Below are 25,114 nucleotides of genomic sequence, written 5' to 3' on the forward strand. Positions count from 1 at the left end.
ATGATGACAGAGACGAAGACCAGCGAGAACCGTCCTTCCGAAACACGCAGCGGCGTCATCGGGCGCCCATTCGACCGCATCGACGGTCCGCTCAAGGTGACAGGCGGTGCCACCTACGCCTACGAGAATGCACTGGATGGTACAGCCTATGGCTATATTCTCGGCGCCGCCGTCGCCAAGGGGCGCATCGCCGAGATCGACACGGCCGAAGCGGAACGGGCGCCGGCAGTGCTGCTGGTCATGACGCACCGGAATGCGCCGGCCCAGCCGGATTTCGGCCCAGCGGTCACGCCGACCGTGCCGGAGGTCTTCACGCGCGCCCGGCCCGCGCTCAACAGCGAGCGGGTGCGGTATTATGACGAACCCGTCGCGCTGGTCGTTGCGGAGACGTTCGAGGCGGCACGCGCTGCCGCCGGCCTCATCAAAGTGCGTTACGACGAGGAGCCGGGCCTCTACGATTTTCCGGGACATATGGCCGACGCCTACGCACCAAAACGGACCAATGCCGGCTTCGAGACCGACAGCGTGGTCGGCGACTTCGAGAGCGCCTTTGCCGCGGCTCCGGTCAAGGTCGATGTTACTTACCGGACGCCCTTCGAACATCACAATCCGATGGAACCCCATGCGACGCTCGCCGCCTGGTCAGGCAACGAGCTGACGATCCATACATCGGCGCAGACCTTGGCGAATTTCCGGGCGGGGGTCGCCAGCACGCTTCGCATTCCGCCCGAGCGTGTGCGCATCATCAGCCCCTTCATCGGCGGAGGCTTCGGCTCCAAGCTGATTGCCCATTCCGATACAATCCTGGCCGCGCTTGCAGCGCAGGTCCTGCAGCGTCCCGTCAAGATCGCGCTGACGCGACAACAGATGTTTGCCAATGCCGGTCACCGCGCAGAGATGATCCAACAGGTACGTCTCGGTACGGACACCGACGGGCGGCTCACCGGGATCGCGCACGACGTCTGGTCGGCAACGTCCAGCTTCGAGGAGTACTGCGAGCAAACGGCAGTTTTTGCCCGCTCGCTTTATGCGGCGCCGAACCGTGTCACCCGCCATCGCCTGGTTCCGCTGGATATCAACCGTGGCGAATGGATGCGCTCGCCCGGCGAAGCGCCCGGCATGCTGGCTTTCGAATGCGCCATGGATGAGCTCGCCGAGCGGCTCGGCCTGGACCCGATCGAACTCAGGATCCGTAACGAACCGGCACAGGATCCCGAGCGCGGCGTGCCGTTCTCCACCCGCAACCTCGTCGCCTGCATGGAGGAAGGCGCCCGCCGCTTCGGTTGGCAGCGGAGAAACCCGACGCCCGGCAGCACCCGAGAGGGCCGCAAGCTCATCGGCTACGGCATGGCGGCGGCGATCCGTCCCAACTACATCGGCGCGGCGACGGCGCGGGTTGCGATCGACCGGGACGGCCGGGTGACGGCGCGGCTCGACATGACGGATATCGGGACCGGCAGTTATACGATCCTGACCCAGATCGCTGCGGACAGCCTCGGTCTGCCGATCTCGTCCATCAAAGTGGAGCTTGGCGACAGCCGCTTCCCGCGCACCGCCGGCTCCGGCGGGTCCTGGGGCGCGGCGAGCGCGGGGTCGGCGCTGCACTGCAACGCCCTCAAGGAACGGATCCTGAAGGCGGCGCAGTCGAGCGAGGCCTCACCGTTGCGTGGTGCGAACGCCACCGAGGCGAGCTTTGCTAACAGCGAGGTGAGGGTCGGCCAGAGGTCGGCAAGTCTGGCCGATCTCATCCGGCGGATCGCTCCCGACGGGTTCGAGGCCGAAGGCTCGATAGCCGCAGGCGCTACCACCCAGTCATACAAGGCTTACTCGCAGCATTCCTATGGCGCGCATTTCGCCGAGATCGCAGTCGATTGCGACACCGGTGAGATCCGCATGCGCCGGATGCTGGCGGTGATGGGCGCGGGCCGTATCCTCAACGCCAAGACTGCGCGCTCGCAAATCATCGGCGGCATGACCTGGGGGATCGGTGCGGCGCTGATGGAACAGACGGTGCTCGATCCGCGCTATGGCCACTTCGTCAATCACGACCTTGCCGAGTATCACGTCCCGATCAACGGCGACGTCCCCGAGATGGAGGTCGTCTTCCTCGAGGAGCATGACGACAAGGCCAATCCACTTGGCGCGAAGGGTCTCGGCGAACTCGGCGTCTGCGGTGCAGGGGCTGCAGTCGCCAACGCCATTTACAACGCAACCGGCGTGCGGGTGCGTGAATTTCCCATCACCTTGGACAAGCTGCTGCCTGCCTTGCCGGTGATCGCCATTTGACGGGGCAAGTTATCAGCTCTTCCCACCGCTTCTTCTTCGAGCACTTCAGGGGCAAAAGAGGCAGCCCACGCCTGCATGCAGATCCTGGCCGCGCGGGAACATATTGCCGCGTGAAATGTCCGTCCCGGGTGGAAATTCCGGTAACACGCTGTACTATCTGCGAAAATACCGAAATCGGGAGGCTGCCGGTGCAGACGAAGAAGATCATCAACGACGGCAACCGCACTGTCGACGAGATGCTGGAGGGCATTCTGGCCGCGCATCCCCGCCATCTCAAAAGCATGGAGGGCAGCCCACGCTCGATTGTTGCCCGCGATGGACCTCGCCAGGGCAAGGTCGGTCTCGTCATCGGCGGCGGCTCAGGCCACGAGCCGACCTTCCTCGGTTTCGTCGGCAAGGGGCTGGCCGACGCGGCGGCAATCGGCAATGTCTTTGCCTCGCCGCCGCCGGACCCGATCCTCGAATGCGCCAAGGCGGCCAGCGGCGGCGCCGGCGTGCTGTTCATGTACGGCAACTACGCCGGCGACGTGATGAATTTCGACATGGCCGCAGAGATGGCGGCGATGGACGACATCGAGGTGCGCACCGTGCTGACCACCGACGATGTCGCCTCGGCGCCGCCTGACCAGAGGCAAAAGCGGCGTGGTGTTGCCGGCAATTTCTTCATCTTCAAGGCCGCCGGTGCGGCGTGCGACCGGATGCTGTCATCCGACGAATGCGAGCGTATCGCCCGGAAAGCCAACGATCACACCTTCACCATGGGCGTGGCGCTGTCGCCCTGTTCGCTGCCGCAGACCCGCCGGCCGAATTTCGAGATCGGACCGGACGAGATGGAGATCGGCATGGGCATTCATGGTGAGCCGGGCATTTCGCGCGGAAAACTGAAAACCGCCGACGAGATCACCGATGAGATGCTGGACAAGATCCTCGACGAAATGGCGCCGGCACGTGGCGACAAGGTCGCCGTACTCGTCAATTCGCTCGGCTCGACGCCGCTGATGGAGCTCTACATCATGAACCGGCGCGTCAAGCAGAGGCTCGATGACATCGGCATGTCAGTTCACGCGACCTGGGTCGGCAATTATTGCACCTCGCTCGAAATGGCCGGCGCCTCGGTGACGCTGATGCATCTCGACGGCGAATTGCAGACGATGCTCGACCATCCTTGCGACTGCGCCATGTTTCGCGCCGGCTGAAAGCAGCATCCATGACATCCATCGACACAGTCGGCTTGAAAACAATGTTCGATGCGATCGCGGCGGCGATCGAAGCCGACAAGGACCGGCTCTGCCAACTCGACGGCGTCATCGGCGACGCCGATCATGGCATCGCCATGGCGCTCGGCTTCGGCGCGGTGCGCGATGCGCTCGCTTCGCTGGACCTCGCAGCGACCGAGCCGACAGCTCTCCTCAACACCGCGGCGAAATCGTTCCTCAACGCCGTCGGCGCCTCGTCAGGCCCGCTTTACGCAACGGCCTTCATGCGTGGCGCGGCCGCCGTCAAGGGCAAGGCGACTTTGGCGGGCGCCGACATCGTCGCCCTGTTCCAGGCGATGGCGCAAGGCATCCAGGATCGCGGCAAGGCCGAGATTGGCGAAAAGACGATGATCGACGCCTGGCTGCCGGCTGCACAAGCCGCCACCGCCGCGCATGCCTCAGGCAAAACTGTGTCCGAAAGCCTCGCAGCCGCCCTTGAAGCAGCCGAACGGGGCGCCGAGGCGACCAAGGACATGATTGCCGCGAAGGGTCGCTCATCGCGGCTCGGCGAGCGGTCGCTCGGGCACATGGACCCCGGCGCCGCGTCGGCTGTTATTGTCATCGGCGCGATCCGGAAAAGCCTGGCTTAGCCCAGCTTCGCCGCGTCGAGCCTGTCGATCGCCTGGACATTGCCGGCCGACGGTCCCTTTTCATCGAACTCCGATGCGAGCCAGGCGTCGACGATCGACTTGGCCAGTTCCGGGCCGATGACACGGGCGCCCATTGTGATGATCTGGGCATTGTTGGATTTGGCCGCGCGCTCCGCCGAATAGGTGTCGTGGGTGAGTGCTGCGCGAATGCCGGGCACCTTGTTGGCCGAGATGGAAACGCCGATACCGGTGCCGCAAAACAGGATGCCGCGATCGTTCTCGCCGTCGAGGATGGTCTGGGCGAGCTTCTGCGACAGGTCGGCATAGTAACCGGCTTGGCTGAGATCGCTGACGGCGAGGCCGGGTTTGGTGGCCAGATGCGCGGCGATGACGTCGAGCAGCGGCTTGCCGGCGCTGTCGGCTCCAATAGCTATTTTCATTTTTTCTGTCCTTTCCTGTTCGATTGCTTCAGAGCCTGTTCCATCCCGATGGAATCGGGATTGGCTCTATCATTTGTTTGAGCATGATCTTTTCCGAAAACCGGATTCCACTTTTCGGGATCATGCTCTAGATCGCCGCCGAGGCGCGTTGGAGGATGTCGATATAGCCTTCTGCCTGCCAGGCGGAGCGGCCGATGAACAGCCCGTCGATATGAGGCTGTCCGATCAGTTCGGCGGCATTTTGCGGATTGACGCTGCCGCCATAAAGCACCGGCGGTATGGACGGCAGAAGATCGCCGGCGATCTTCTTGATCAGCGCCTGCTGCCTGTCGGCATAGTCGGCACTTGCCGGAATGCCCTTGTCGCCGATCGCCCAGACCGGCTCATAAGCAAACACGATCGTCGCCGCCTTTGCCTGGCCTTCGAGATATTGCAGCGCGCCATGCACCTGCAAGGCCAGCACCGCATCGGCCTGGCCGCTGTTGCGTTGCGCCAATGTCTCGCCGACGCAGATGAGCGGCACAAGCCCGTGCTTCACCGCCGCTGCGGTTTTAAGGCCGACCGCGTTGTCGGTCTCGCCGAAATGCTCGCGCCGTTCGCTATGGCCGAGCTCGACGAGGTCGAGCCCGCAATCCGTCAGCATCACCGGCGAGATCTCCCCGGTCCAGGCTCCGGCGTCGGCCCAATGCATGTTCTGGGCACCGACCTTGACCAGCGTCATCGCCAACGCCTTCTTGACCTCGCGAACCGCCGTGAAGGGCGGGATGACGAAGGGCTGGATACGGTCGTCGAAACCGGGGACGAACCCCGCCAGCGCGTCGGCGAAGTCAATCGACTCGGCAAGCGTCTTGTTCATTTTCCAGCTTGTGCCGACCCAGTAAACCATGCGTCCTCCTTCTAGAGCCTGTTCCATCCCGCGAAGCGGGATGGGGCTCTATCTCCTTCTTTGACCATGATCTTTTCCGAAAACCGGTTCCCACTTTTCGGGATCATGGTCTAGTCCTTCTCGACTAGCGTTAGCGAAACACCGGCGCCATCCAGCGCCTCGCGCATCTGGGTTTCCAGTTCGCGACCGGTGAAGACGGCGTCGAACGCCGTGAGATCGGTCAGGAAATGCAGGGCCGTGCGGCCGAACTTGCCGTGATCGACCAGCAGATATTTGCGGGCGGCCGCAGCCATCATCAGCCGCTTGGTATGGACCACTTCCTGGTCCTGGTGAAAGGCGGAAGCGCCGTGGATGGCCGACGACGACAGGAAGGCGACATCGGCGCGCAACGATCGCAACGTGTCCTCGGCAAGCAGGCCGAAGAAACCGTGGAATTTCTTGCTGTACTGGCCGCCGAGCGCGATCAAGGTGATCCCGCCAACGCCTGCCAGATCCTGGATGACGGCCAGATTGTTGGAGATCACCGTCAGCGGGCGGAGATCCGCAAGGTGGCGCGCAATGCCGCCGGCCGTCGAGCCGTCGTCGATGATCACCGTCTGGCCCGGTTCGATCATCGCCACGGCAGCAGCGGCCAAACGCTGCTTCTCCTCACCGGCCTGCTTCTGACGGTAGCGGAAATCGCTCTCAAAAAGGCCGCTCGGCTGGATCGAAGCACCGCCGCGCACCTTGCGCAGGAAGCCGCTTTCCTCAAGCTCGTCGAGATCACGATGCACGGTCATCTTCGACACGCCGAAGCGCGTGGCAAGCTCATCGACACTGGCCGTGCCAGTGTCCATCAGAAAATCCATGATGCCTTGCCGCCGGCCGTCGCTCTTCATTGCCCAGCCTGTTTCCTGAATTCCGGTCCGCTGCGAATCCGCGGTGGCGGATACGGCGAGCCAAAGCTATTATAACAGAGGAAATCGCATGGGCATCTAAATTTTTGTGATGATGTTACATTTCTTTGGGATATTATTTGCTTTTGATTGCTGTCTTGTAACAAGAATTGCTCCCGGCGCCTTGGCCAAAGGTTGCGGTTCTCCGGAAATCCGGCCAGAAGCATCAGTGGGCTGAACGACGACCGGACAGCTCACAACCATAGGCTTGAAACCAAATACGGGAGACTATTGGGTGGCTCGCATCACATTGAGACAATTGCTCGACCATGCCGCCGAACACGGCTATGGCGTGCCTGCGTTCAACATGAACAATATGGAACAGGGCCTCGCCATCATGGAGGCCGCCGAGGAGACCAAATCGCCAGTTATCCTGCAGGCGAGCCGCGGCGCCCGCGCCTATGCCAACGACGTCGTGCTGGCCAAGCTGATCGACGCGCTGGTCGAAATCCATCCCGATATCCCGGTCTGCATGCATCTCGACCACGGCAACAACGAAGCCACATGCGTGACCGCGATCCAGTATGGCTTCACCTCGGTGATGATGGACGGATCGCTGAAGGAAGACGGCAAGACGCCGGCCGATTACGATTATAATTCCGGTATCACGCGGCGCGTCGTCGATATGGCGCATTGGGGCGGCGTGTCGGTGGAAGGCGAGATCGGCGTTCTCGGCTCCCTGGAGATGGGCGGCGGCGAACAGGAAGACGGCCACGGCGTCGAAGGCGCCGTCAGCCACGACCAGTTGCTGACCGATCCGGAGCAGGCGGTGCAGTTCGTCAAGGACACACATGTCGATGCGCTGGCCGTCGCTATGGGCACCAGCCACGGCGCCTACAAGTTTTCGCGCAAGCCGGACGGCGCGGTTCTGGCCATGAATGTGATCGAGGAGATCCATCGCCGCCTGCCGAACATGCACCTCGTCATGCACGGCTCGTCCTCGGTGCCGGAAGAGCTGCAGGAGATCATCAACAAATATGGCGGCCAGATGAAGCCGACATGGGGCGTGCCGGTCGAGGAGATCCAGCGCGGCATCAAGCACGGCGTGCGCAAGATCAACATCGACACCGATAACCGCATGGCGCTGACCGGCGCGATCCGCAAGGTGCTGACCGAAAACCCCAGCGAGTTCGACCCGCGCAAGTATCTGACGCCGGCAATGGCCGCGATGAGGAAGCTCTGCAAGGAGCGCTTCGAGCAGTTCGGCACCGCCGGCAACGCCCCCAAGATCAAGCCGCTGCCGGTCTCGGAAATGGCCAAGCGTTACAAATCGAGCAGTCTCGACCCGAAATTCGGCTGAGTAAGGCTCCCCCTCATCCGGCCGCTTCGCGGCCACCTTTTCCCCGCTGGGGAGAAGAGGCTGGCGGCAACGCTGGCGATCTGCTCTCCCCTCGGGGAGAGGTCGGATTGCCCCGAATCGCCCTTCGCAATTCGGTTGGCAATCCGGGTGAGGGGGATTCGTCCAATTGCCCCGCCGGTTCTACTCGGTTCGCGGCAAAATCGCCGCCCTGCCGGTCTCGATAAACGGCGCCCAGTAGTCGACCGACTCGCGGATCATGGCGACGACCTGGTGGTCGACCGGCTCGCGTTCGCGAAACGACAGTTCGAGGCAGATCTCGTTGTCGACGCCGCCGCCGCGGCGAACCGTCTCCAGAAGCTTTTCCGGCGTGATGCGGCCGTCCTTGTTGTAGGCGGCGATGAACGGCCAATGGCCGCCCTTGTTCATCGACGACTGTTTGATGTGGATGATCGGCGATACCCTGGGAAAGGCTTCGGCCCAGGCATAGGGATCGATGTCGGCCGGGTTGCTCGAGGTCACGTCGCCATGGTCAATATCGACCATCATCTCCATCGGGATGGCCATGCCGGCTGCTTCGATCTGGTTGTGCAGTGCCCAGCAACTCTCGATCGTATGGCCGAATTCGCGGCCGACCGACATCGGCTCCCAAAACAGATAGGTCAATCCGGCCGCCTTGGCGTGCTCGGCAACCTCGCGCCAGCATTCCAGTGCGATATCGAAAAGCCGCGCGCGACGGTCCGGATCGTCGAAATCCCTATGCGTGAAGATCGCGAATTGCGTGCCCATGCCGCTGGCGCCGAGTTCGGCCGAAATGTCGGCAAAGGTCTTGAACCAATCAACGTAGTAGCGGCGCACGTCGGCGTCCGGATGGCCGAAATGGTTGAGCCGCCCATAGGGACCGGTCATCCCCGATGTTACGCGCACAGCGGTGCGGTCGAGCGCGGTGCGGAACAGGCGGACGAATTTCGAGATCGTCGCCGCCGGCCAGCCGGGATTGACGAATTCGTGCGTGAGCTGCACGTCCCTGATGCCGATGTCATAGGCGATCGCGTCGATCAGATCGTCCGGTTCGGCGAAACGGTTGACCAGCGGATTGGTGTTGAGGGAAAGCGTAAACGCCATCAGCTTGCTTTCACCAGTCGGCTCGCGCACCAGTTCTCGAAGGCGGCTCTTTCTGCGGCGGACAGATGCAGGCCGTGCTTGGTGCGCCGTTCGAGAATATCGGCAGCGGTCAGCGCCCATTCATGCTCGAACAAATAATTGGCCTCGCGTTCGAAAAAATCCTTGCCGAAGCACCGCCCAAGATCGGTGAGCGACCTAGCCGCACCAATCAGAACGCGTGTCCTGGTGCCGTAGAGCCGGCCATAGTGCTTGACCAGCGATGCCGGCATCCAGGGATATTCGCGGCCGAGATCGCCGAGAAACTGCTCAAAGTCAGCATTGGCGATATCGCCGCCCGGCAGATAGCCTTTCGACGTCCATGGCTTGCCCATTTTCGGAAAGAACGGGGCGATCCGGTCCAGCGCGTGCTCGGCCAGTTTGCGGAAGGTGGTGATCTTGCCGCCGAAGACGGAGAGCAGCGGCGCCTGCCCGGCCGACGCGTCGAGCTCGAAAATATAGTCGCGCGTCACCGCGCTTGGATTGTCGGCGTTGTCGTCATAGAGCGGCCTGACGCCCGAGAACGAGTAGATGACATCGCTCCGCGCAAGCTCACGCTTGAAGTAGCGGTTGACCACCCTGATCAGATAGTCGACCTCGCTGGTATCAGCCTTCACATCTTCCGGCCGCCCGTCATAGGGAATGTCGGTGGTGCCGATCAGGGCCAGATCGTTCTGGTAGGGATTGATGAAGATCACGCGCTTATCGCTGTTCTGGACGAGATAGGCCTGCCGCCCTTCCCAGAATTTCGGCACGACGATGTGACTGCCCTTGACCAGGCGCACGTTCCGCTTGGAGTTCTGGCCGGCCACGCGGTTGATGATGTCGTTGACCCAGGGACCGGCAGCGTTGATCAGTGCCCGTGCCCGAACCGTGGTCCTGACGCCGGTTCGGCTGTCGCGCATCTCGACCGACCACAGGTCGTTTTCACGGTGGGCGGCAGTGCAGGCAGTCCGGGTGAAGATCCTTGCTCCCCGTTCCGCGGCGTCGAGCGCATTGATGACGACAAGACGAGCGTCGTCGACCCAGCAATCGGAATATTCGAAACCGCGCTTGAACGCATCCTTGATCGGGGCGCCTTCGGGCGCGGTGCGCAGGTTAAGCGTGCGGGTGGCCGGCAGCCGCTTGCGGCCGCCGAGATGGTCGTAGAGGAACAGGCCGAGCCGGACCAGCCAGGCAGGCCGGTCGTCCGGGCTGTGCGGCAGCACGAAGCGCATCGGCCAGATGATGTGCGGAGCCGATTCAAGCAGCACTTCGCGCTCGATCAGTGCCTCGCGCACCAGCCGGAACTCGTAATATTCGAGATAGCGCAGGCCGCCATGGACGAGCTTTCCCGATCGCGAACTGGTGCCTTCGGCCAGATCGTCTTTTTCGCACAGAATGACGGAAAGCCCGCGGCCAGCTGCGTCGCGCGCGATGCCAGCGCCGTTGACGCCGCCGCCGATGACGAAGAGATCGACGATTTCAGTGGCGCCGCTCATCTCGCCGGATCCTCAATGCCTGGACTGTGTTTCATGGCTGCCGCGACCTTCAGCATCGGTTGACCGGTGGGAGCCCGGCGATAAAGCGGCGCACCTCTTCGGCCGCCTGCTCGGCCGCATAGGTCACCGTGCGCACCGACGCGCCGGCGATATGCGGCGTCAGCGTGACATTCGGCAGCTGCAGCAGCGGCCAGTCGGCAGGCACCGGCTCGACCGCAAACGTCTCCAGCATGGCGCTGCCGATATGGCCTGAGACCAGCGCATCGTAAAGCGCGTCGTAGTCGACCAGCGGCCCGCGCGCGGTGTTGACGAAGATCACCCCCGGCTTCATCCGAGCGATGGTGTCCTTGTTGATCAAGCCGCGGGTTTCCTCAGTCACCCGGGGATGAAGCGTGACCACATCGGAGCGGGACAGGAGATCGTCGAGCGCGACCAGTTCGACGCCGTCATTGCGGTCTTCGGCGCTCAGTTGCACATAGGGATCGGTGACCAGGATGCGGCAGCCGAACGCGCGCAGCAGGCGGACAACCTTGGTGCCGATGTTGCCGTAGCCGATGACGCCGACGGTCATTTCGTTGAGCTCGCGGCCGGTGCGGTCGGCGCGGTAGAGATCGCCGCGCCATTCCCCCTTGCGCAAGGCTTCGTGCCCGACCCGGATCAGCCGCGTCTCGGCAAGGATGGCACCGATGGTGAACTCGGCCACAGCACTTGCATTGCGGCCGGGCACATTGACGACGGTGATGCCGTGGGCCCTGGCGGCGCCCATGTCGATGTTGATCGGGCCACCGCGCGAGACCGCAACCAGTTTCAGAGTAGGCAGACGCTGCATCATGGTCTCGGAGAGCGGCGCAAGCTGGGTGACGAATATCTCGGCGTCGCCAATGAAATCGACCACCTCGTCCGGATCGCCAAAATACTCCTTGACCCTGTCGAGGCCGAGCGCCGCATTGCCGAATTCCATCGGCTCGTCGGGCCATGCGGTCTCAAGCGTGCGGATGTCGAGATTGTCGCCGCAGGCCTCCTCGATTTTCTCGCGAAACACCTGGGGAAGCATGAAGCGGTCGCCGATAATTGCAATCTTCCTACGCATGCTCGACTTCTCAGTTTGCCCTGGATGCGGCCATCGACCGCCAGACCGGCCGCAGCGCCTCATGCGCCAATGTGTAGGACGGAACCGCCCGCTCGTAGATCGCGGCAAGTTTTGGGTCGCTCGGCTCCGCCGCACCCAGCAGCGGCGTGACCCATTCGCCGACGCATTCGTCCATCGACTTGTATTGGCCGACGCAGACTGCGGCGATCATCGCGGCGCCCGCCGCACCGGCTTCCTCGCGTTGGCTGGTGCGAATGGCAGCGCCGACGACAGCACCCAGGATCTTGCGCAGAGCCGGGCTTCTGGCCGCACCGCCGGTCAGCCGGATCTCGCTCGGCAGCGGCCCCATGGCGGCGTAGCAATCGCGCGAGGCGAATGCCAGTCCCTCGAAAACGGCGCGGACCATGTCGGCATAACCGTGCCGCGACGAAATGCCGACGAAACCGGCCCTGGCATTAGCGTCGACGAACGGCCCGCGCTCGCCGGCCTCAGACACGTAGGGCTGATAGAGCAGCGAGGCCGGCTCCGATGACGTTATCCATTCATCGACCAGCGCGATCATCTCGCCATTGGTGCGGGTGATGCCTTGCGAGGTGAGAATGCCGGAGGCGAGACCCAGAACCCAATCGATGTTGAGTGTCGCCGCCATGTTCGACTGCATCTGCGCAAAGACGCCGGGGGCCGGCATCGTCATCGTGTAGCCGGTCGCCGCCTCGTTGAGCAGCACCTCGTCAGGCGTCTGCGCAAGCCGCATATGCATGCCGGTGGAGCCGATGATGGAGCAGCCGGGCTTGCGCTCGCGGTCGAGCAGGCCGGCGCCGAGCGCGGTGCAGGCCACGTCGACATAGGCCAGCACCACCGGCGTACCGGAAAGCAGCCCGGTCGCTTCGGCGGCCGCCGCCGACAGGCCGGCGCTATGCCTGGTGCCGTCGACGATCGGCGGCAGCAGATGCCTGAGATCGGCAACGCCGAGCACCTCAAGCACATCGTCGCAATAGCCACGGGTGCGGAAGTCGCCGAAGGTGAAGGTGCCCTCGGACGGATCGGTGGCGGGTTCGCCGGTCAGGTTGAAATAAAGCCAGTCCTTGCAATGGAATGCTGTCGCGGCATCGGCAAGCATGTCAGGCGCGTTGCGCTTCATGAAGGCAAGCTGCGGTCCCTGCTGGCAGGCGGCCAACCCGCTGCCGGTCTTTTCGAAGCGGAGCCGGTCATCGGGCCGCGCGCGGATCTCCTCGACGATCGCGGCAGAGCGCGCGTCGAGCCACAGCCAGCCTTTGGCGACCGGTTCACCCTCCTTGTCGATCAGCCAGGTGCCGTCGCCCTGCCCGGTCACGGCGATCGCAATGGTGCGGCTGGCGAGGTCCGGCACCTTGTCGGCAAGCTGGCGCAGGGTGGTCGCGGTATCGGCCCAGGTGCGCGCCAGATCCTGCTCGGCGCCGCCGCCCGGCAAGGTCTCATACCGGTTCGGCAACGCCGTGGCCGCGAGCTGTCGGCCCGCCGTGTCGAAGGCGACGGACTTGATGACAGACGTGCCGGCGTCGATGCCGATCAACACATCCCGCATCAGGCAAGCTCCATGCCGTGCGAAATGGCCATGCCGCTGGACTGATCGAAGACGTGCAGGTTTTTCGGATCGATGCTGATATTGATCGGCGCGCCAAGCTCCAACCGGGTCCGGTCATGTTCGACCAGGACCAGCGAGCCGCCTGCGAAATCCGCCGCGATATGCGTCTGGTCGCCGAGCCACTGGTTGGCCGAAACCGTGGCCGGCACGCCGTCCTTCGAGCGGCGAACAGCATAGGGCCTTATGCCGATGACGACCCGCTCGCGTTTGAGCAATTCGTCGCGAACCGAGCCGCTGAACGCGTCCTTGTCATAGTCGAGCGAAAGCCCGTCGGGCAGCCGCAGATTGATCTTGTCTGCAGCCGTGCCGACATAGGCCTCGAAGACATTCATCGGCGGCTCGCCGACGAAGGTGCCGGTGAACAGGTTGGCCGGCCGCTGCTTGAGCATGTCGGGCGTGTCGAACTGCTGCAGCACGCCGCCTTCCATGACCGCGATCCGGTCGGCAAGCGCGTTCGCCTCGGTCTGGTCGTGGGTGACCAGGATCGCGGTCAAGCCGCGCTCCTTGATGAAGTGCTTGATGCGGCCGCGCAGCACCGCGCGAAGCTGCGGTTCGAGCTGGCCCATCGGTTCGTCCAGCAGATGCAGATCGGCCTTGCGGATCAGCGCCCGGCCGAGGCTTGCGCGCTGCTGCTGGCCACCGGAGATGGAGCTCGGATAGCGCTCCAGAATGTCCTCGATCTCGAGCAGCTTGGCGATGCTGGCAACCTTCGCATCGACCTCGCTTTTCGGCAGCTTGGCCGCCTTCAGCGCAAACGCCATGTTCTCGCGCACGGTCAGCGGCGGATAGAGCGAGTAGCCCTCGAACGCCATCGCCACATTGCGTCTGACCGGCGGCAGCGTGTGCACCTTGCGGCCGGCAACCGAGATGGCGCCGCGCGAGACCTCTTCGAAACCGGCGATCATGCGCAATGTCGAGGTCTTGCCGCATCCGGACGAGCCGAGCAATGCGACGATCTCGCCTTTGTCAATTTCGATCGTCAGGTTCTGGACGGCGTGCACGCCCCTGTCGATCGGGCCGTAGAACTTGTCGACGCCTGAGATGGCGAGTGCGCTCTGGCTCATGCCGCTTCTCCGCTGCGCAGATTGACCACGTTGCTGGCGCCGATGCGGTCGCCGCTGGCATGATCGAACAGCAGCGCACTTTTGCCGTCGACGGCAATGTGGGCCCTGTCCTCGGTTTGACCCGGTGTTCCGGCCGGCCGGGAGACGAGGATTTCGCGGCCGCGCACGGTGCGCACCAGTGTGACGATCTTTTCGTTGAGCGGCGTCTCCGCCTCGACCGTCACCGGAATGGCAGCGGGCGTGCCTTCGCCGACAAAGCGCAGCGCTTCGGGCCGCAAGCCGATCACGCAATCGCGGCCGACCGTCGCGTCATAGGCGCCCGTCAGATGGACCTGGACATTCGACAGACCGACATAGATGCCCTTGGCATCGCGCAACGGCTTGACGTCGAGCAGGTTGATCGTCGGATCGCCGAACAGCCGCGCGATCTCGATGTTGGCCGGCTCGCGATAGATCTGCTCGGGCGTGCCGAGCTGCTTGATCACACCTTGCGACATCACCGCGATGCGGTCGCCGAGCGCCATGGCCTCCTTGTAGTCCTGGGTGACGTAGACGACGGTCGCGCCACGGTCGGCCAGCAGCCTCGGTAGTTCGAGCCGCATCTCGAAGCGCAGCTTGGCATCGACGTTGCGCAAGGGGTCGTCGAGCAGGAGCACCGGCGGCGCGCCGACCAGAGCGCGGGCGAGTGCGGTGCGCTGCTTCTGGCCGTTGGACAGCGCCCGTGGCTTATGGCTGAGCACGTGGCCGATCTTCAGCAGCTTGGCAACGCTCTCGACGCCCGACTTCATCGCACTTTGCGACGATCGCTTGGCCTGAAGCGGTGTCGCAATGTTGTCGAAGGCGGTCATGTGCGGAAACAGCGCGAAATTCTGGAACGCCATGCCGACGCCGCGGAACTCGGCGTCAAGGTCGGTCATGTCCTCGCCGCCGATAAGTATCTTTCCTTCATCGGGGTCGATGACGCCGGCTATGAGCCGCAGCAGCACCGTCTTGCCGGCGCCGGACGGTCCGAACAGGACCAGGGTTTCGCCATCGGCGACGCTCAGCGACAGATTGTCGAGCACAGTCTGGCTCTTGTAGCGTTTGACGACATTTCGCAATTCAAGGCTGGCCATCGGAGCTATCCTTTCACCGCGCCGAGCGACAGGCCTTCGACGAGATAGCGCTGCGCGTAAAGCGCAAGCGCCAGCGTCGGGGTGATCGACAGCACGATCGCTGCCGAGATCTGGCCGTACTGGATGCCGGAGGAGGTGATGAAGGCGAGCGCGCCGACTGTCACCGGCTGCTTGTCGGCCGAGGCGAGCACGAGGGCGAAAACGAAATTGTTCCAGGCGAAGATGAAGGCGAGCAGGCCGGCCGCCGCAATGCCGGGGCCGGCGAGCGGTAGCGCGATCTTGCGGAAGGTGGCGAACCAGGAATGGCCGGCAATGCGATAGGCATATTCGATATCGGCCGGGATGTCCTCGAAATAGCCGCGCACGATCCACAGGATCAGCGGCAGGCAGATCAGCTGATAGACCCAGATCAGCCCGATATAGGTGTTGGCCAGTCCAAGTTTCTGGAAGTAGAGGGTCAGCGGCAGCAGCACCAGCAGCGCCGGCGCGAACCGGAACGACAGCAGCGTGAAGGCAATGTCCTCCGACCCGCGGAACTTGTGCCGGGCAAAGGCGTAAGCGGCGGGAACGCCGAGCAGCAGCGCGACGGCGACCGAGGTGACCGACAGGAACACCGAATTCCAGAGGTTGCGCATGAAGGCGATGTCGAGCGTGCCGGCTGCCGTCGTCAGCTTTCCGGTGATCAGTGCGGTGTAGTTGGCCAGCGTCGGCTTGAAGACAAGCTGCGGCGGAATCCGCAGGATGGTCTCGTTGGTCTGGAAGGACATCATGAGGATCCAGACGATGGGGAACATGAAGAAGATCACGACCAGCGTCAGCGCTATGCCGCGCAGGATGCGTTCGAGAAGCGAGGTGTGTTCCATCTCAGCCTCCTATGCCTGGCCGCGAGCGCGTTCGCGCAGCCGCAGCCAGTTCTTGATGAAGATGTTCGAGAGGAAATAGGTGATCGCCCACAGGATGATCATCAGCGCCGCCGAGCGGCCGACATTGGTCGACTGGAAGAAGTTGAGGTAGGCCTCGACCTGGAAGACAGTCAGCGTATCGCCCGGACCGCCCTGGGTCATGGCATAGATGATGTCGAACTGCTGGATGGAATCCAGCAGACGGAACAGCGTCGCCGTCAGGATGTAGGGTGTCAGCATCGGCAAGGTGATGCGGAAGAACACGAAACTCCGCGGCACGCCGTCAAGTGCTGCCGCCTCGAAGGGCTGCGTCGGCAGGCTGCGCAGGCCGGCAAGCAGCAGGATCATGATGAAGGGCGTGTAGACCCAGATATCAACAAGGACCACCGTGAAAAGCGCGGTCGACGGCGACGAGGCCCAGCGGAAATCCTGCAGTCCGATCAGGCTGGCGAGATAGCTCAGCACGCCAAAGCCGGGATTGGTCATCAGCTTCCACATCAGCGCGGCAAGCGCCGGCGCCGTCATCAGCGGCATCAACAGCATGATCGAGATGAAGTTGTTTAGCGTCGAGCGCTTCTGCAGCAGCATGGCGATGCCGAGACCGAGAAGCAGTTCGAGCAGCACGGTGATGCCGGCATAGAGCAGCGATATCTCCAGCGTGTTCCAGAACCTCGGGTCCGTGAAAAACGAGATATAGTTGTCGCCCCAGTTGAACTGCCGCGCCCAGGGCTGGCTCAGCCGGTAGCGCTGGAACGAATAGACGACCGATGTGAAGAACGGGATCAGGATGCCGATGCAGACGAGCAAGGCCGGCAGGCTGAGGACATAGGGCAGCACTTTCTTGCTGATCCTGAAGCCGGAAGGCCTGTTTCTTTGCATTGTCGCCGCAGTCATCGTTGCTCACCCGTCATCTCTGTTGCTTCGCCCTGCCGGCCGCCCAGGGAGCTAGGCGGCCGGTTGGGCGAGTGGCGGCACCGCCAGTGTTTGAGCATCGGATTTTCCCAAAACCGGTCTCCACTTTTGGGTCTGATGCTCCAGGCGCCGCTTCGCAGTGGAATGGCCGGCTGGCCCGCAGAAGCGGGTCAGCCGGCCGCCAGGACTCAGCCGAGCCCGGCTTCCTTGAGCTGGCCGTCGACGCTGGTGGCCAGCATGTCGAGGCCTTCGTCGATCGGCACTTCCTTGGCCACCATCTTCTGCAGCGTCGCCGCCCATTCGGTGGTGAGATCGAAGAACAGCGGCTGCGGGGTGAACTTGATGCTGGCGCCGGGCGCCGAAACGTCGAACATCTCGACATAGCCCGGATAGCTCTTGTTCAGCCTCTCGCGGAACATCTGGTCGTTCCAGACCGACTGACGGACCGGATTGACGAAGTCCATCTTGGTCGCACCGAACAGTGCATGCTCGGGCCCGGATGCCCATTGCATGAAGTACCAGGTGGCGTCCTTGTCCTTCGAGAAATTGGACATCGACAGCGACCAGATCCAGATGTTGGGCGTCGGCGCCTTGGCGGCGGGATTGGCCTTGAAGGCTGAAAAGGCGAGCTTGCCGGCCATCTTATTGTCGCCGCCATTCATGAAGTAGCCGAGGATGTCGGCGTCGTAGATCATCGCCGAGGCGCCGGCGCCGAGATCGGTGCCGACCTGATACCAGGTGTAGGTCGACCAGTCCTTGGGGCCGCTCTCCTGGATCATCTGGACCCACTGTTTGTGGAATGCCTTGGATTCGGCGGTGTTCATCGCGGCCGACAATTTGCCGTCGGCCGAGACATTCAGGTCCTTCTGGTCAAAATTGGCGTAAGCCGACAGGAAGCCGGGATGGATCGTCGCCCAGGAGCGCGAGCCGCGCACGCCGATGCCGTAGACGCCGCCACCGACATCCTTGGTGAGCTTGGCCGCCGTAGCGACCATCTCGTCCATATTGCCGGGAACGCTGACGCCGACCTTGTCGAACATACCCTTGTTGTAGGTGATGTTGTTCTGTTCGAAGCCCCACGGAATGCACCACTGCTTGGCGTCGTCGGAACCGAGCACGCCGCCAGGCTGACCGTTCCAGGCGCAGGACTTCCTGACACCGGGCAGGAAGTCGTCCCAGGCATAGTTCACGTTGGTCTTGGTCGGATCCTTGATCCACTCGTTAAGGTCGGTGATCCAGCCGGCCGGGCCATAGGTCCAGGTCATGTAGGCGCCGGTCATGAAGGCATCGTATTCAGGCGAGCTGGCCGACAGCGCAGCGGTGACCTTGTCGAAATAGACATCCTCCGGGAAGACGTCGTAGACGACTTCCATGCCGGTCAACTTTTTGAAGTTTTCAAGGTTGGCGATCATCGCATCCGCGTAAGGATGCTTGTTGAGCAAGAGCTTGATGGTCTTGCCCTTGTGCGCCTGCCAGTCGAAGTCCGCCGCCAGCGCACGGGTCTGCCCCAGATTGAGCAGCGTGCCGGCCGTGCCAGCGGCAAGGCCCATCGCGCCAAGACCCTTGATCAGCCCACGACGATCAACTTGTCCGCGCAGGAACGCATCGATCAGGTCTTTTTCTTTCTCATGCATGTGTCTTCTCCTCCACAGGGTAGTTTCAATCGAATGGCTGCCGGCTACCCGACCGGCGTCTGCTCCACGAGTGATCGCGCCGTCCGCTCATCGGTGACCAAGCCCTTGAGATAGCGGCCCTCCAACACCGATTTAATGGCACGAACCTTCACCTTGCCGCCGGCAACGGCGACAATCCTGCGATTGCTGATGTCTTCGCGCGCCAGCGCCAGCGCCCGGTTGGAAAGCGTCGTCTCGACCGCCTTTCCAGCATCGTCGAAGAAATGGCCGAGCAGTTCGCCGACGCCGCCCTTTCGGCGGATCTCTTCCATTTCGCCCTTTTCGATCATGCCGGTGGCGACCAGCGACGCCTCGCGCTCGGCGGTGCCGATGCCGGCAATGAGCAGGTCGGCGGCCTTGCCGAGATCGAAGACCTCACTGATGCCCTTCTGCCCGAGCAGCACGGTTCGATCCTCGACCGTGTTGGCGAACATCGGCACCGGCATCACATAGGCTTCCGCGCCGGTCCGTTCGGCCAGGCGGTGAATGACGTCGTGCGGATTGGCCGAGAACTTGCGCGTCAGGCCGCCAAGCAGTGAGACGAAGCGGGTCTTTTCGGCAGATATGCGCGGCAGATATTCGACGCAGGCGGCTAGCGTGCGGCCATGACCGACGCCAATCAGCGTGTCCTCGCCGCGTTCGATCTCACGCTTGAGAAACTGCGCGCCGGCAATGCCGAGCGCCTTGAGCGGCAGGTCTTCGCCATCGAAGTCAGGAACGACCTCGCAATAGTTGAGACCGTAGCGGCTGGACAATTCGTCCTCAAGCGCGACGCACTCCGACACTTCGCCGTCGATATAGACTTTGACCAGCCCTTCCTGATTGGCCTTGGTGATGAGGCGATGCGCCTTGAGGCTGGTCAGGCCAAGCCGCTTGGCGACCTCCGACTGGGTCAGGCCGCCGGCATAATGAAGCCAGGCGGCACGCGTCGCCATACTGGTTTCATCGTCGCGCAGCAGGCCGTTTCCAAAACCAACCATTTCCGCCCTAAGATATTTTTATCAGTTGATGCAAAATTTTTCACAAGCCGCCGCCGGAGTCAAGCGCCGCGTGGTTCAAATCACGCTAAGGCCAAAAACAGGGTTCGGCCCGCTGTAGCGCGATCAACACCTCATTGCCCCCGGCCAAGGATTTAAAACGTTTGCAATGTGACTGGAACCCATTACAAACGCTTCAAACACTTCGATTGGGAGGAACGGTGCCGGCTCGCGTCACCAAGCTCAAGGAACTTGCCGCGCAGCTCGACCTGTCGATCACCACGGTGTCGCGGGCGCTTGCCGGTCATCAGCAGATCGCCTTGAAGACGCGCGAGCGCGTCTCTGAAGCCGCGCGCCAGGCCGGTTACGTGCCCAACACGGCAGCCCGCACGCTGGTCTCCGGCCGCAGCGGCTTTGTCGGCATGGTGCTGCCGATCCGCGGCCCCAATCTGGTCGATTCCTTCCTTGGCGAATTCGTCACCGGGCTCGGCGAAGGGCTGGTTTCGCATGGCACCGATCTGATCCTCGCCGCCGCGGCGCAAGGCCAGTCGGAACTTTCCGTGCTTCGCCATGTTGTCGAATCCGGACGCGCCGATGGCGTCGTCGTCACCCGCATCGCCGAGGTCGACGAACGGCTCGCCTATCTGCGCCAGCGCAATTTCCCATTCGTCGCCCATGGCCGGCTGCTCGACACCGACTTCGCCTACAACTGGCTCGACACCGATGGCGCGCACGCCTTTGGTGAAGCTTTCAACATGCTCTACGATCTCGGGCACCGCCATTTCGGCCTGGTGACGATCGCCGAGCCGATGACGTTTCGCCATCTGCGGCAAGACGGGCTCGCCGCAGCGATCACGCGCCGAGGCGATCCGTCGGTCAGGCTCGATGTGGTGACGGCGCCCCGCTTCGATCGCGGCGCCCGCATCCAGGCCATCAACCGGCTGCTGCATGCCGCCGAGCGGCCGACGGCTATCGTCGCGCTGTTCGACGAGTTGGCGCTCAGCGTCATGGAAGAGGCTGCCCGTTCCGGCCTGGTCATCCCTCGCGACCTCTCCGTCATCGGCTTCGACAACATCGCGGCCTCGGCCTATGCGCCGCCCGGCCTCACCACATTCGATGCCTCGATCCGCCAATGCGCGCGCGAGATCGGCGAGATGCTGTTGACCGTCATCGGCGACAAGTCCGCCGCGCCGCTGACACGGCTGATCCGGCCGACATTGGTTTCGCGGGCAAGCCATGGCCCGGCACCCATAGGACCGGCACCCACAGGACAAAACTGAAGCCGGGCGGCGCACAACCAGGGAGGAAGACCACGATGAATGCGTTGAAGACACTGGCAGGCGCCGCACTCGCGCTGTCGATGTCGATCGGCGGCGCGCAGGCCCAGGTGCTGTTCTGGTCGACGCAGGCGCGGCCTGTGGAGGAGACGCAGAAAATGCGCAGCGAAGTGCTGAAGTCGTTTGACGGCCAGGTCGACTACCAAGTCGCCGAGGACGGGCCCTGGCTCACCCGCCTCCAGGCCGAGCTGCAGGCCGGCTCCGGCACCATCGGCGTGCTCGGCGGCCTGCATGGCGACTTCTCCACGGTCGGCGCGAACCTTGTCGATCTGTCCGGCGTCGACGTCGGCGGCGTCAAGCTCAACGAAGCCTACAAGAAGCTCGGCATGCTCGGCACAAACGAACAGAAATATCTGCCGTGGATGCAGGCTACCTTCCTGATGGCGGCCAACAAGCAGGCGCTGCAATATCTGCCGGCCGGCGCCGATCTCAACAAAATCACTTACGACCAGCTGATCGAATGGTCGAAGAACATCGCCGAGAAGACCGGCTCGCCGAAATTCGGCTTCCCGGCCGGACCGAAGGGGCTGAAGCACCGTTTCTTCGAGGGTTTTCTCTATCCGTCCTACACCGGCTCGATGGTGACCAAGTTCCGCTCGGCGGAGGCCGAGACCGCATGGAACAAGTTCAAGGAATTGTGGCAGTACACCAACCCGAATTCGACCAATTATGCCTTCATGCAGGAGCCGCTGCTGACCGGCGAAGTGTGGGTGGCGTTCGACCACGTGGCGCGGCTTGCCGATGCGTTCAACCAGAGGCCCGACGAGTTCGCCGCCTTCCCGGCGCCGGCCGGCCCGGCGGGTCGCGGCTACATGCCGGTGGTCGCCGGCGTCGCCATTCCGAAGACCTCGCCGGACATGGACAAGGCCAAGGCGCTGGTTGCCTATATGCTGAAGCCGGAAACGCAGATCGCGACGCTCAAGGCCACCAACTTCTTCCCCGTGGTCGACGTAAATCTGCCCGACGACATGCCGGCCTCGGTGAAAGCCTTCGGCCCGGTGATCGCCACCATGACCGGTGCGCCGGATGCGCTGCCGGCATTGCTGCCGATGGGGCTCGGCGATCTCGGCGGCAAGTTCAACCAGGTCTATGTCGACAGTTTCGAGCGTATCGTGCTCGGTGGCCAGGATGTGCGTGGCGTGATCGAGGAACAGGCGACGGCGCTCAAGGCCCTCATCGACCAGGCCAAGGCACCGTGCTGGGCACCCGATAAGCCGTCCGAAGGTGCCTGCCCGGTTGACTAGAATCCTCCCGAGGGGCGTCCGGAATCTGTCGCGTTCCGGGCGCCAGCCGCACCACGCCAAAGGACATGCCATGCACGGCAAGGCCCTGCCCTATCTGCTGCTGATGCCGGCGACGCTGTTCCTTTGCGTCTTCTTCCTCTACCCGTTCGCGCTGGTCGCCTTTGAGGCTTTCACCCGTGACGGCGGCTTCACGCTGGACAATTTTCGCACCATGACCGGCAACTGGAAATTCCCGGTCGCCTTCTGGAACACCATCCTGCTCGCAGCCATCGTCGTGCCGATCCAGCTGGTTATGGCGCTGTTGATGGCTACGGTCGTGTCCAGGCTCGAAACCGGGCGGGGTGCGGCGCTCTACATCTTCGCCATTCCGCTCGGCATCTCCGATCTCGCCGCTGGGCTGATCTGGCTCGCCATTTTCGACCAGTCCGGCTTCCTCAACACTCTGCTGTCGAACCTCGGCCTCGTCGACAGGCCCGTCATGTTCCTCGGCTACCAGAGCAAGCTGACCATCTTCGTCGCAGTGATACTGGCCGAGATCTGGCGCGCGACTGCGATCATGATGGTCATCCTGGTCGCCGGCATGGGGCTCATCCCCCGGGAATATCACGAGGCGGCCGAGGTCTTTGGCGCGAGCCCGTGGAGCCGCTTCGTCAAGATCACGCTGCCCTTGCTGCGCCCCAGCCTGCAGACGGCGATCATCCTGCGCGTCATCCTCGCCTTCGAGGTTTTCGCCGTGGTGGCGGCGCTCGGCGGCACCAATTTGCCGGTATTGATGGGTGAGACCTACAACTGGCAGTTCTCGCTGCAGGATCGCAACGTTGCCGCCGCCTTCGCCCTGCTCATCCTCGCCATCTCGGTCGGCCTCACGCTGTTCTTCCTGCGGGTGCTGCGCGTGCCGAAGGAAGCGCGCATATGAGCACCGTCGCAGAGATGCCAATCGCCGCGCCCGCGACCCGCAAGGCCGGCAACTGGCTGCTGGTCGCCACCGTCATCCTGCTATCGGTCTGGGTGCTGCTGCCGATCTATCTCCTGATAGTCAATGCCTTGTCGTCGCCGGAAGCGGTCACTGCCTTTCCGAAACGCTTCTTCCCTTCCTTCGATTTCGGCACCCTGTCTTTCTTCATCAATTTCGCCGGCGTCGGCCGAGCGCTATGGAACTCGGTCCTCATCGCCACGCTGACGATGATCCTCTCGATCGGCTTCGGCGCGCCCGCCGGCTACGCGCTGTCGCGCTTCGATTTTCCGGGCAAGGGCACGTTCCGCTTCCTGGTGCTGATGACCCGCGCCTTTCCGCTGCCGCTGCTGGCGCTGCCGCTTGCGGTGATGTTCATCCGCACCGGCCTCGACGATACCGCCATCGGGCTGGCGCTGGTCCACACCACGCTGGCTCTGCCCTTCGCGGTGCTGATCACCTTCTCGCTGTTCTCAGGCATTCCGGTGGAGCTCGAGGAAGCGGCGTGGACGCTCGGCTGCACCCGCTTGCAGGCGTTTCGCAAGGTCATCCTGCCGCTGGCACTGCCCGGCATCGCGGCCTCGGCGGTCTTTGCCTTCACCATCTCCTGGAACGAGGTGTTTGCCGCCGCCGTGCTCACCATAGAGAACCGGACGCTGACCGCCTTCCTGCTGCAGAGCCTCGGCGAGTCGCCGCTCTACCTCAAATTCGCCGGTGGGGCGGCACTGGTCATCCCGGCGCTGATCTTCATTTTCGCCGTCCGCAAGTACCTGTTCGCCATGTGGGGAATCGCCAACCGATGACGCGCGATAGGGAGAAAGCCGATGGCTGAGATCGCCATAAAACAAGTGGCCAAACGCTTCGGCGGCTTCACCGCGCTGCATTCGATAGACCTCACCATCACCGACCAGGAGTTCATGGTGCTGCTCGGCGCCTCGGGCTGCGGCAAGACGACATTGCTCAGGATCGTCGCCGGATTGGAAACGCCGAGCCAGGGCGAGGTCTGGATCGGCGGCCGTCGCGTCGATCATCTGCCGCCGCGCGACCGCGGCATCGCCATGGTGTTCCAGAATTATGCGGTCTTTCCGCATTTGACAGTGTTCGAAAACATCGCTTTCGGCTTGCGCATGAAGAAATTGCCGCAGCAAGAGGTCGAACGCCGCGTCACCCGCACCGCCGAGCTCATGCATATCGAACAATTGCTGAAACGCTATTCGGGCCAGCTTTCCGGCGGCCAGCGCCAGCGCGTAGCGGTGGCCCGCGCACTCGCCATGGAGCCCGACGTCATCCTGATGGACGAGCCGCTGTCCAATCTCGACGCGCTGCTCAGGCTCGAAATGCGCGCCGAACTCAAGGGTGTGCTCGCCGCGTCCAAGACCACCACCATCTATGTCACTCACGATCAAGTCGAGGCGATGAGCCTCGCCGACCGCATCGCCGTCATGCATCAGGGCCACATCGTCCAAGCCGCCTCGCCGGTCGAGGTCTATCGCAATCCGGCCGCACGCTTCGTCGGTTCCTTCATCGGCAGTCCGCCGATGAATTTCATCCCCGCGACGAAGACTGCGAACGGCAGTTGGACCGTCGCCGGCCTGACGCTGCCCGGTCCCAAATCGGACAAGCACAAAATTGAATTCGCCATTCGCCCCGAAGATGTCGACGCAGGTGACGAGGGGCTGCATGCCACCGTGCGCGTCGTCGAGCCGCTCGGTCCGCACACGCTGGTCACCTGCGATGTCGAGGGTGGGCTGTTTCGCGCCATCCTCGAATCGAATGCCCCGATCGCCGTCGGCGACCACCTGCGACTTGCGCCCAAAGCCGATCGCATCCGCTGGTTCGATCCTGAAACCACCAACGCCCTTTGATCCCGCCAACGCCCTTCAATCGCGCCA

At 63.2% G+C, this 25,114-nt stretch carries 22 protein-coding genes; 9 read left to right on the top strand and 13 right to left on the bottom strand.

Going from position 1 to position 25,114, the window contains the following annotated elements:
• Nucleotides 1–3 precede the first annotated feature (3 nt).
• The 3 genes from AC0NIE_RS30340 (at nt 4) to dhaL (ending at nt 4,132) form a co-directional block, all read left to right on the top strand.
• On the top strand, nt 4–2,286 hold the full coding sequence (locus tag AC0NIE_RS30340; RefSeq protein WP_473486201.1) for a xanthine dehydrogenase family protein molybdopterin-binding subunit: 2,283 nt from the start codon (nt 4–6) through the stop codon (nt 2,284–2,286).
• Between the two features lie 188 nt (nt 2,287–2,474).
• Nucleotides 2,475–3,482 carry a dihydroxyacetone kinase subunit DhaK gene (locus AC0NIE_RS30345; RefSeq protein WP_473486046.1) on the top strand — a complete coding sequence of 336 codons (1,008 nt, stop codon included), beginning with the start codon at nt 2,475–2,477 and terminating at the stop codon, nt 3,480–3,482.
• A gap of 11 nt (nt 3,483–3,493) precedes the next feature.
• The gene (gene dhaL, locus AC0NIE_RS30350) at nt 3,494–4,132 is read left to right on the top strand and encodes a dihydroxyacetone kinase subunit DhaL (RefSeq protein ID WP_473486047.1); all 639 of its coding nucleotides are present in this window, start codon (nt 3,494–3,496) and stop codon (nt 4,130–4,132) included.
• On the opposite strand, the gene derI is transcribed toward dhaL, so the two are convergent.
• The 3 genes from derI to AC0NIE_RS30365 form a co-directional block, all read right to left on the bottom strand.
• Entirely contained in the window at nt 4,129–4,572 is a 444-nt protein-coding gene (gene derI / locus AC0NIE_RS30355; protein ID WP_095483850.1) for a D-erythrulose-4-phosphate isomerase, read from the bottom strand. The genes dhaL and derI overlap by 4 nt on opposite strands.
• A gap of 127 nt (nt 4,573–4,699) precedes the next feature.
• Nucleotides 4,700–5,458 carry a triose-phosphate isomerase gene (locus AC0NIE_RS30360; RefSeq protein ID WP_473486048.1) on the bottom strand — a complete coding sequence of 253 codons (759 nt, stop codon included), beginning with the start codon at nt 5,456–5,458 and terminating at the stop codon, nt 4,700–4,702.
• Between the two features lie 110 nt (nt 5,459–5,568).
• On the bottom strand, nt 5,569–6,336 hold the full coding sequence (locus AC0NIE_RS30365; protein WP_473486049.1) for a DeoR/GlpR family DNA-binding transcription regulator: 768 nt from the start codon (nt 6,334–6,336) through the stop codon (nt 5,569–5,571).
• A gap of 292 nt (nt 6,337–6,628) precedes the next feature.
• Here AC0NIE_RS30365 and fba point away from each other — a divergent pair, with 292 nt between their 5' ends.
• Nucleotides 6,629–7,693 carry a class II fructose-bisphosphate aldolase gene (fba, locus tag AC0NIE_RS30370; RefSeq protein ID WP_473486050.1) on the top strand — a complete coding sequence of 355 codons (1,065 nt, stop codon included), beginning with the start codon at nt 6,629–6,631 and terminating at the stop codon, nt 7,691–7,693.
• A 180-nt stretch (nt 7,694–7,873) separates the two neighbouring features.
• Here the strand turns inward: fba and AC0NIE_RS30375 are convergent, their stop codons facing one another.
• The 10 genes from AC0NIE_RS30375 to AC0NIE_RS30420 all read right to left on the bottom strand — a co-directional run bounded on the left by AC0NIE_RS30375 (nt 7,874) and on the right by AC0NIE_RS30420 (nt 19,692).
• A complete protein-coding gene (locus AC0NIE_RS30375) occupies nt 7,874–8,815 on the bottom strand; it encodes a sugar phosphate isomerase/epimerase family protein (RefSeq protein ID WP_473486202.1) in 942 nt (313 codons plus the stop codon).
• On the bottom strand, nt 8,815–10,332 hold the full coding sequence (locus AC0NIE_RS30380; RefSeq protein WP_473486052.1) for a glycerol-3-phosphate dehydrogenase: 1,518 nt from the start codon (nt 10,330–10,332) through the stop codon (nt 8,815–8,817). Before AC0NIE_RS30380 ends, AC0NIE_RS30375 begins: the two co-directional genes overlap by 1 nt.
• 49 nt (nt 10,333–10,381) lie before the next feature.
• The gene (locus AC0NIE_RS30385; RefSeq protein WP_473486053.1) at nt 10,382–11,422 is read right to left on the bottom strand and encodes a 2-hydroxyacid dehydrogenase; all 1,041 of its coding nucleotides are present in this window, start codon (nt 11,420–11,422) and stop codon (nt 10,382–10,384) included.
• Nucleotides 11,423–11,432: 10 nt separating this feature from the next.
• The gene (locus AC0NIE_RS30390) at nt 11,433–12,986 is read right to left on the bottom strand and encodes an FGGY family carbohydrate kinase (RefSeq protein WP_473486054.1); all 1,554 of its coding nucleotides are present in this window, start codon (nt 12,984–12,986) and stop codon (nt 11,433–11,435) included.
• A complete protein-coding gene (locus AC0NIE_RS30395) occupies nt 12,986–14,110 on the bottom strand; it encodes an ABC transporter ATP-binding protein (RefSeq protein WP_473486055.1) in 1,125 nt (374 codons plus the stop codon). Before AC0NIE_RS30395 ends, AC0NIE_RS30390 begins: the two co-directional genes overlap by 1 nt.
• Nucleotides 14,107–15,225, bottom strand: coding sequence for an ABC transporter ATP-binding protein (locus AC0NIE_RS30400; protein WP_473486056.1), 1,119 nt, complete (start codon nt 15,223–15,225; stop codon nt 14,107–14,109). The genes AC0NIE_RS30395 and AC0NIE_RS30400 overlap by 4 nt, the downstream gene beginning before the upstream one ends.
• A 5-nt stretch (nt 15,226–15,230) precedes the next feature.
• Nucleotides 15,231–16,088: a carbohydrate ABC transporter permease gene (locus AC0NIE_RS30405; RefSeq protein ID WP_095518160.1), complete on the bottom strand. Its 858-nt coding sequence runs from the start codon at nt 16,086–16,088 to the stop codon at nt 15,231–15,233.
• A 9-nt stretch (nt 16,089–16,097) separates the two neighbouring features.
• Complete coding sequence (locus tag AC0NIE_RS30410) at nt 16,098–17,021, bottom strand: carbohydrate ABC transporter permease (RefSeq protein ID WP_077381507.1); 924 nt, start codon at nt 17,019–17,021, stop codon at nt 16,098–16,100.
• Between the two features lie 206 nt (nt 17,022–17,227).
• Nucleotides 17,228–18,673, bottom strand: coding sequence for an ABC transporter substrate-binding protein (locus tag AC0NIE_RS30415; protein ID WP_473486057.1), 1,446 nt, complete (start codon nt 18,671–18,673; stop codon nt 17,228–17,230).
• Nucleotides 18,674–18,717: 44 nt separating this feature from the next.
• Complete coding sequence (locus tag AC0NIE_RS30420; protein ID WP_473486058.1) at nt 18,718–19,692, bottom strand: sugar-binding transcriptional regulator; 975 nt, start codon at nt 19,690–19,692, stop codon at nt 18,718–18,720.
• Between the two features lie 218 nt (nt 19,693–19,910).
• Here AC0NIE_RS30420 and AC0NIE_RS30425 point away from each other — a divergent pair, with 218 nt between their 5' ends.
• The 5 genes from AC0NIE_RS30425 to AC0NIE_RS30445 all read left to right on the top strand — a co-directional run bounded on the left by AC0NIE_RS30425 (nt 19,911) and on the right by AC0NIE_RS30445 (nt 25,087).
• Nucleotides 19,911–20,969, top strand: a complete 1,059-nt coding sequence (locus AC0NIE_RS30425) for a substrate-binding domain-containing protein (RefSeq protein WP_473486059.1) — start codon at nt 19,911–19,913, stop codon at nt 20,967–20,969.
• Between the two features lie 35 nt (nt 20,970–21,004).
• The gene (locus tag AC0NIE_RS30430; protein WP_473486060.1) at nt 21,005–22,270 is read left to right on the top strand and encodes an ABC transporter substrate-binding protein; all 1,266 of its coding nucleotides are present in this window, start codon (nt 21,005–21,007) and stop codon (nt 22,268–22,270) included.
• A 70-nt stretch (nt 22,271–22,340) separates the two neighbouring features.
• A complete protein-coding gene (locus AC0NIE_RS30435) occupies nt 22,341–23,186 on the top strand; it encodes a carbohydrate ABC transporter permease (protein WP_473486061.1) in 846 nt (281 codons plus the stop codon).
• The gene (locus AC0NIE_RS30440) at nt 23,183–24,025 is read left to right on the top strand and encodes a carbohydrate ABC transporter permease (protein WP_473486062.1); all 843 of its coding nucleotides are present in this window, start codon (nt 23,183–23,185) and stop codon (nt 24,023–24,025) included. Before AC0NIE_RS30435 ends, AC0NIE_RS30440 begins: the two co-directional genes overlap by 4 nt.
• A 21-nt stretch (nt 24,026–24,046) precedes the next feature.
• Nucleotides 24,047–25,087 (top strand): ABC transporter ATP-binding protein, encoded by a 1,041-nt coding sequence (locus tag AC0NIE_RS30445; RefSeq protein WP_473486063.1) that lies wholly within the window; start codon nt 24,047–24,049, stop codon nt 25,085–25,087.
• Nucleotides 25,088–25,114 lie beyond the last annotated feature (27 nt).

It is taken from the genome of Mesorhizobium sp. WSM4842 (assembly GCF_055901575.1).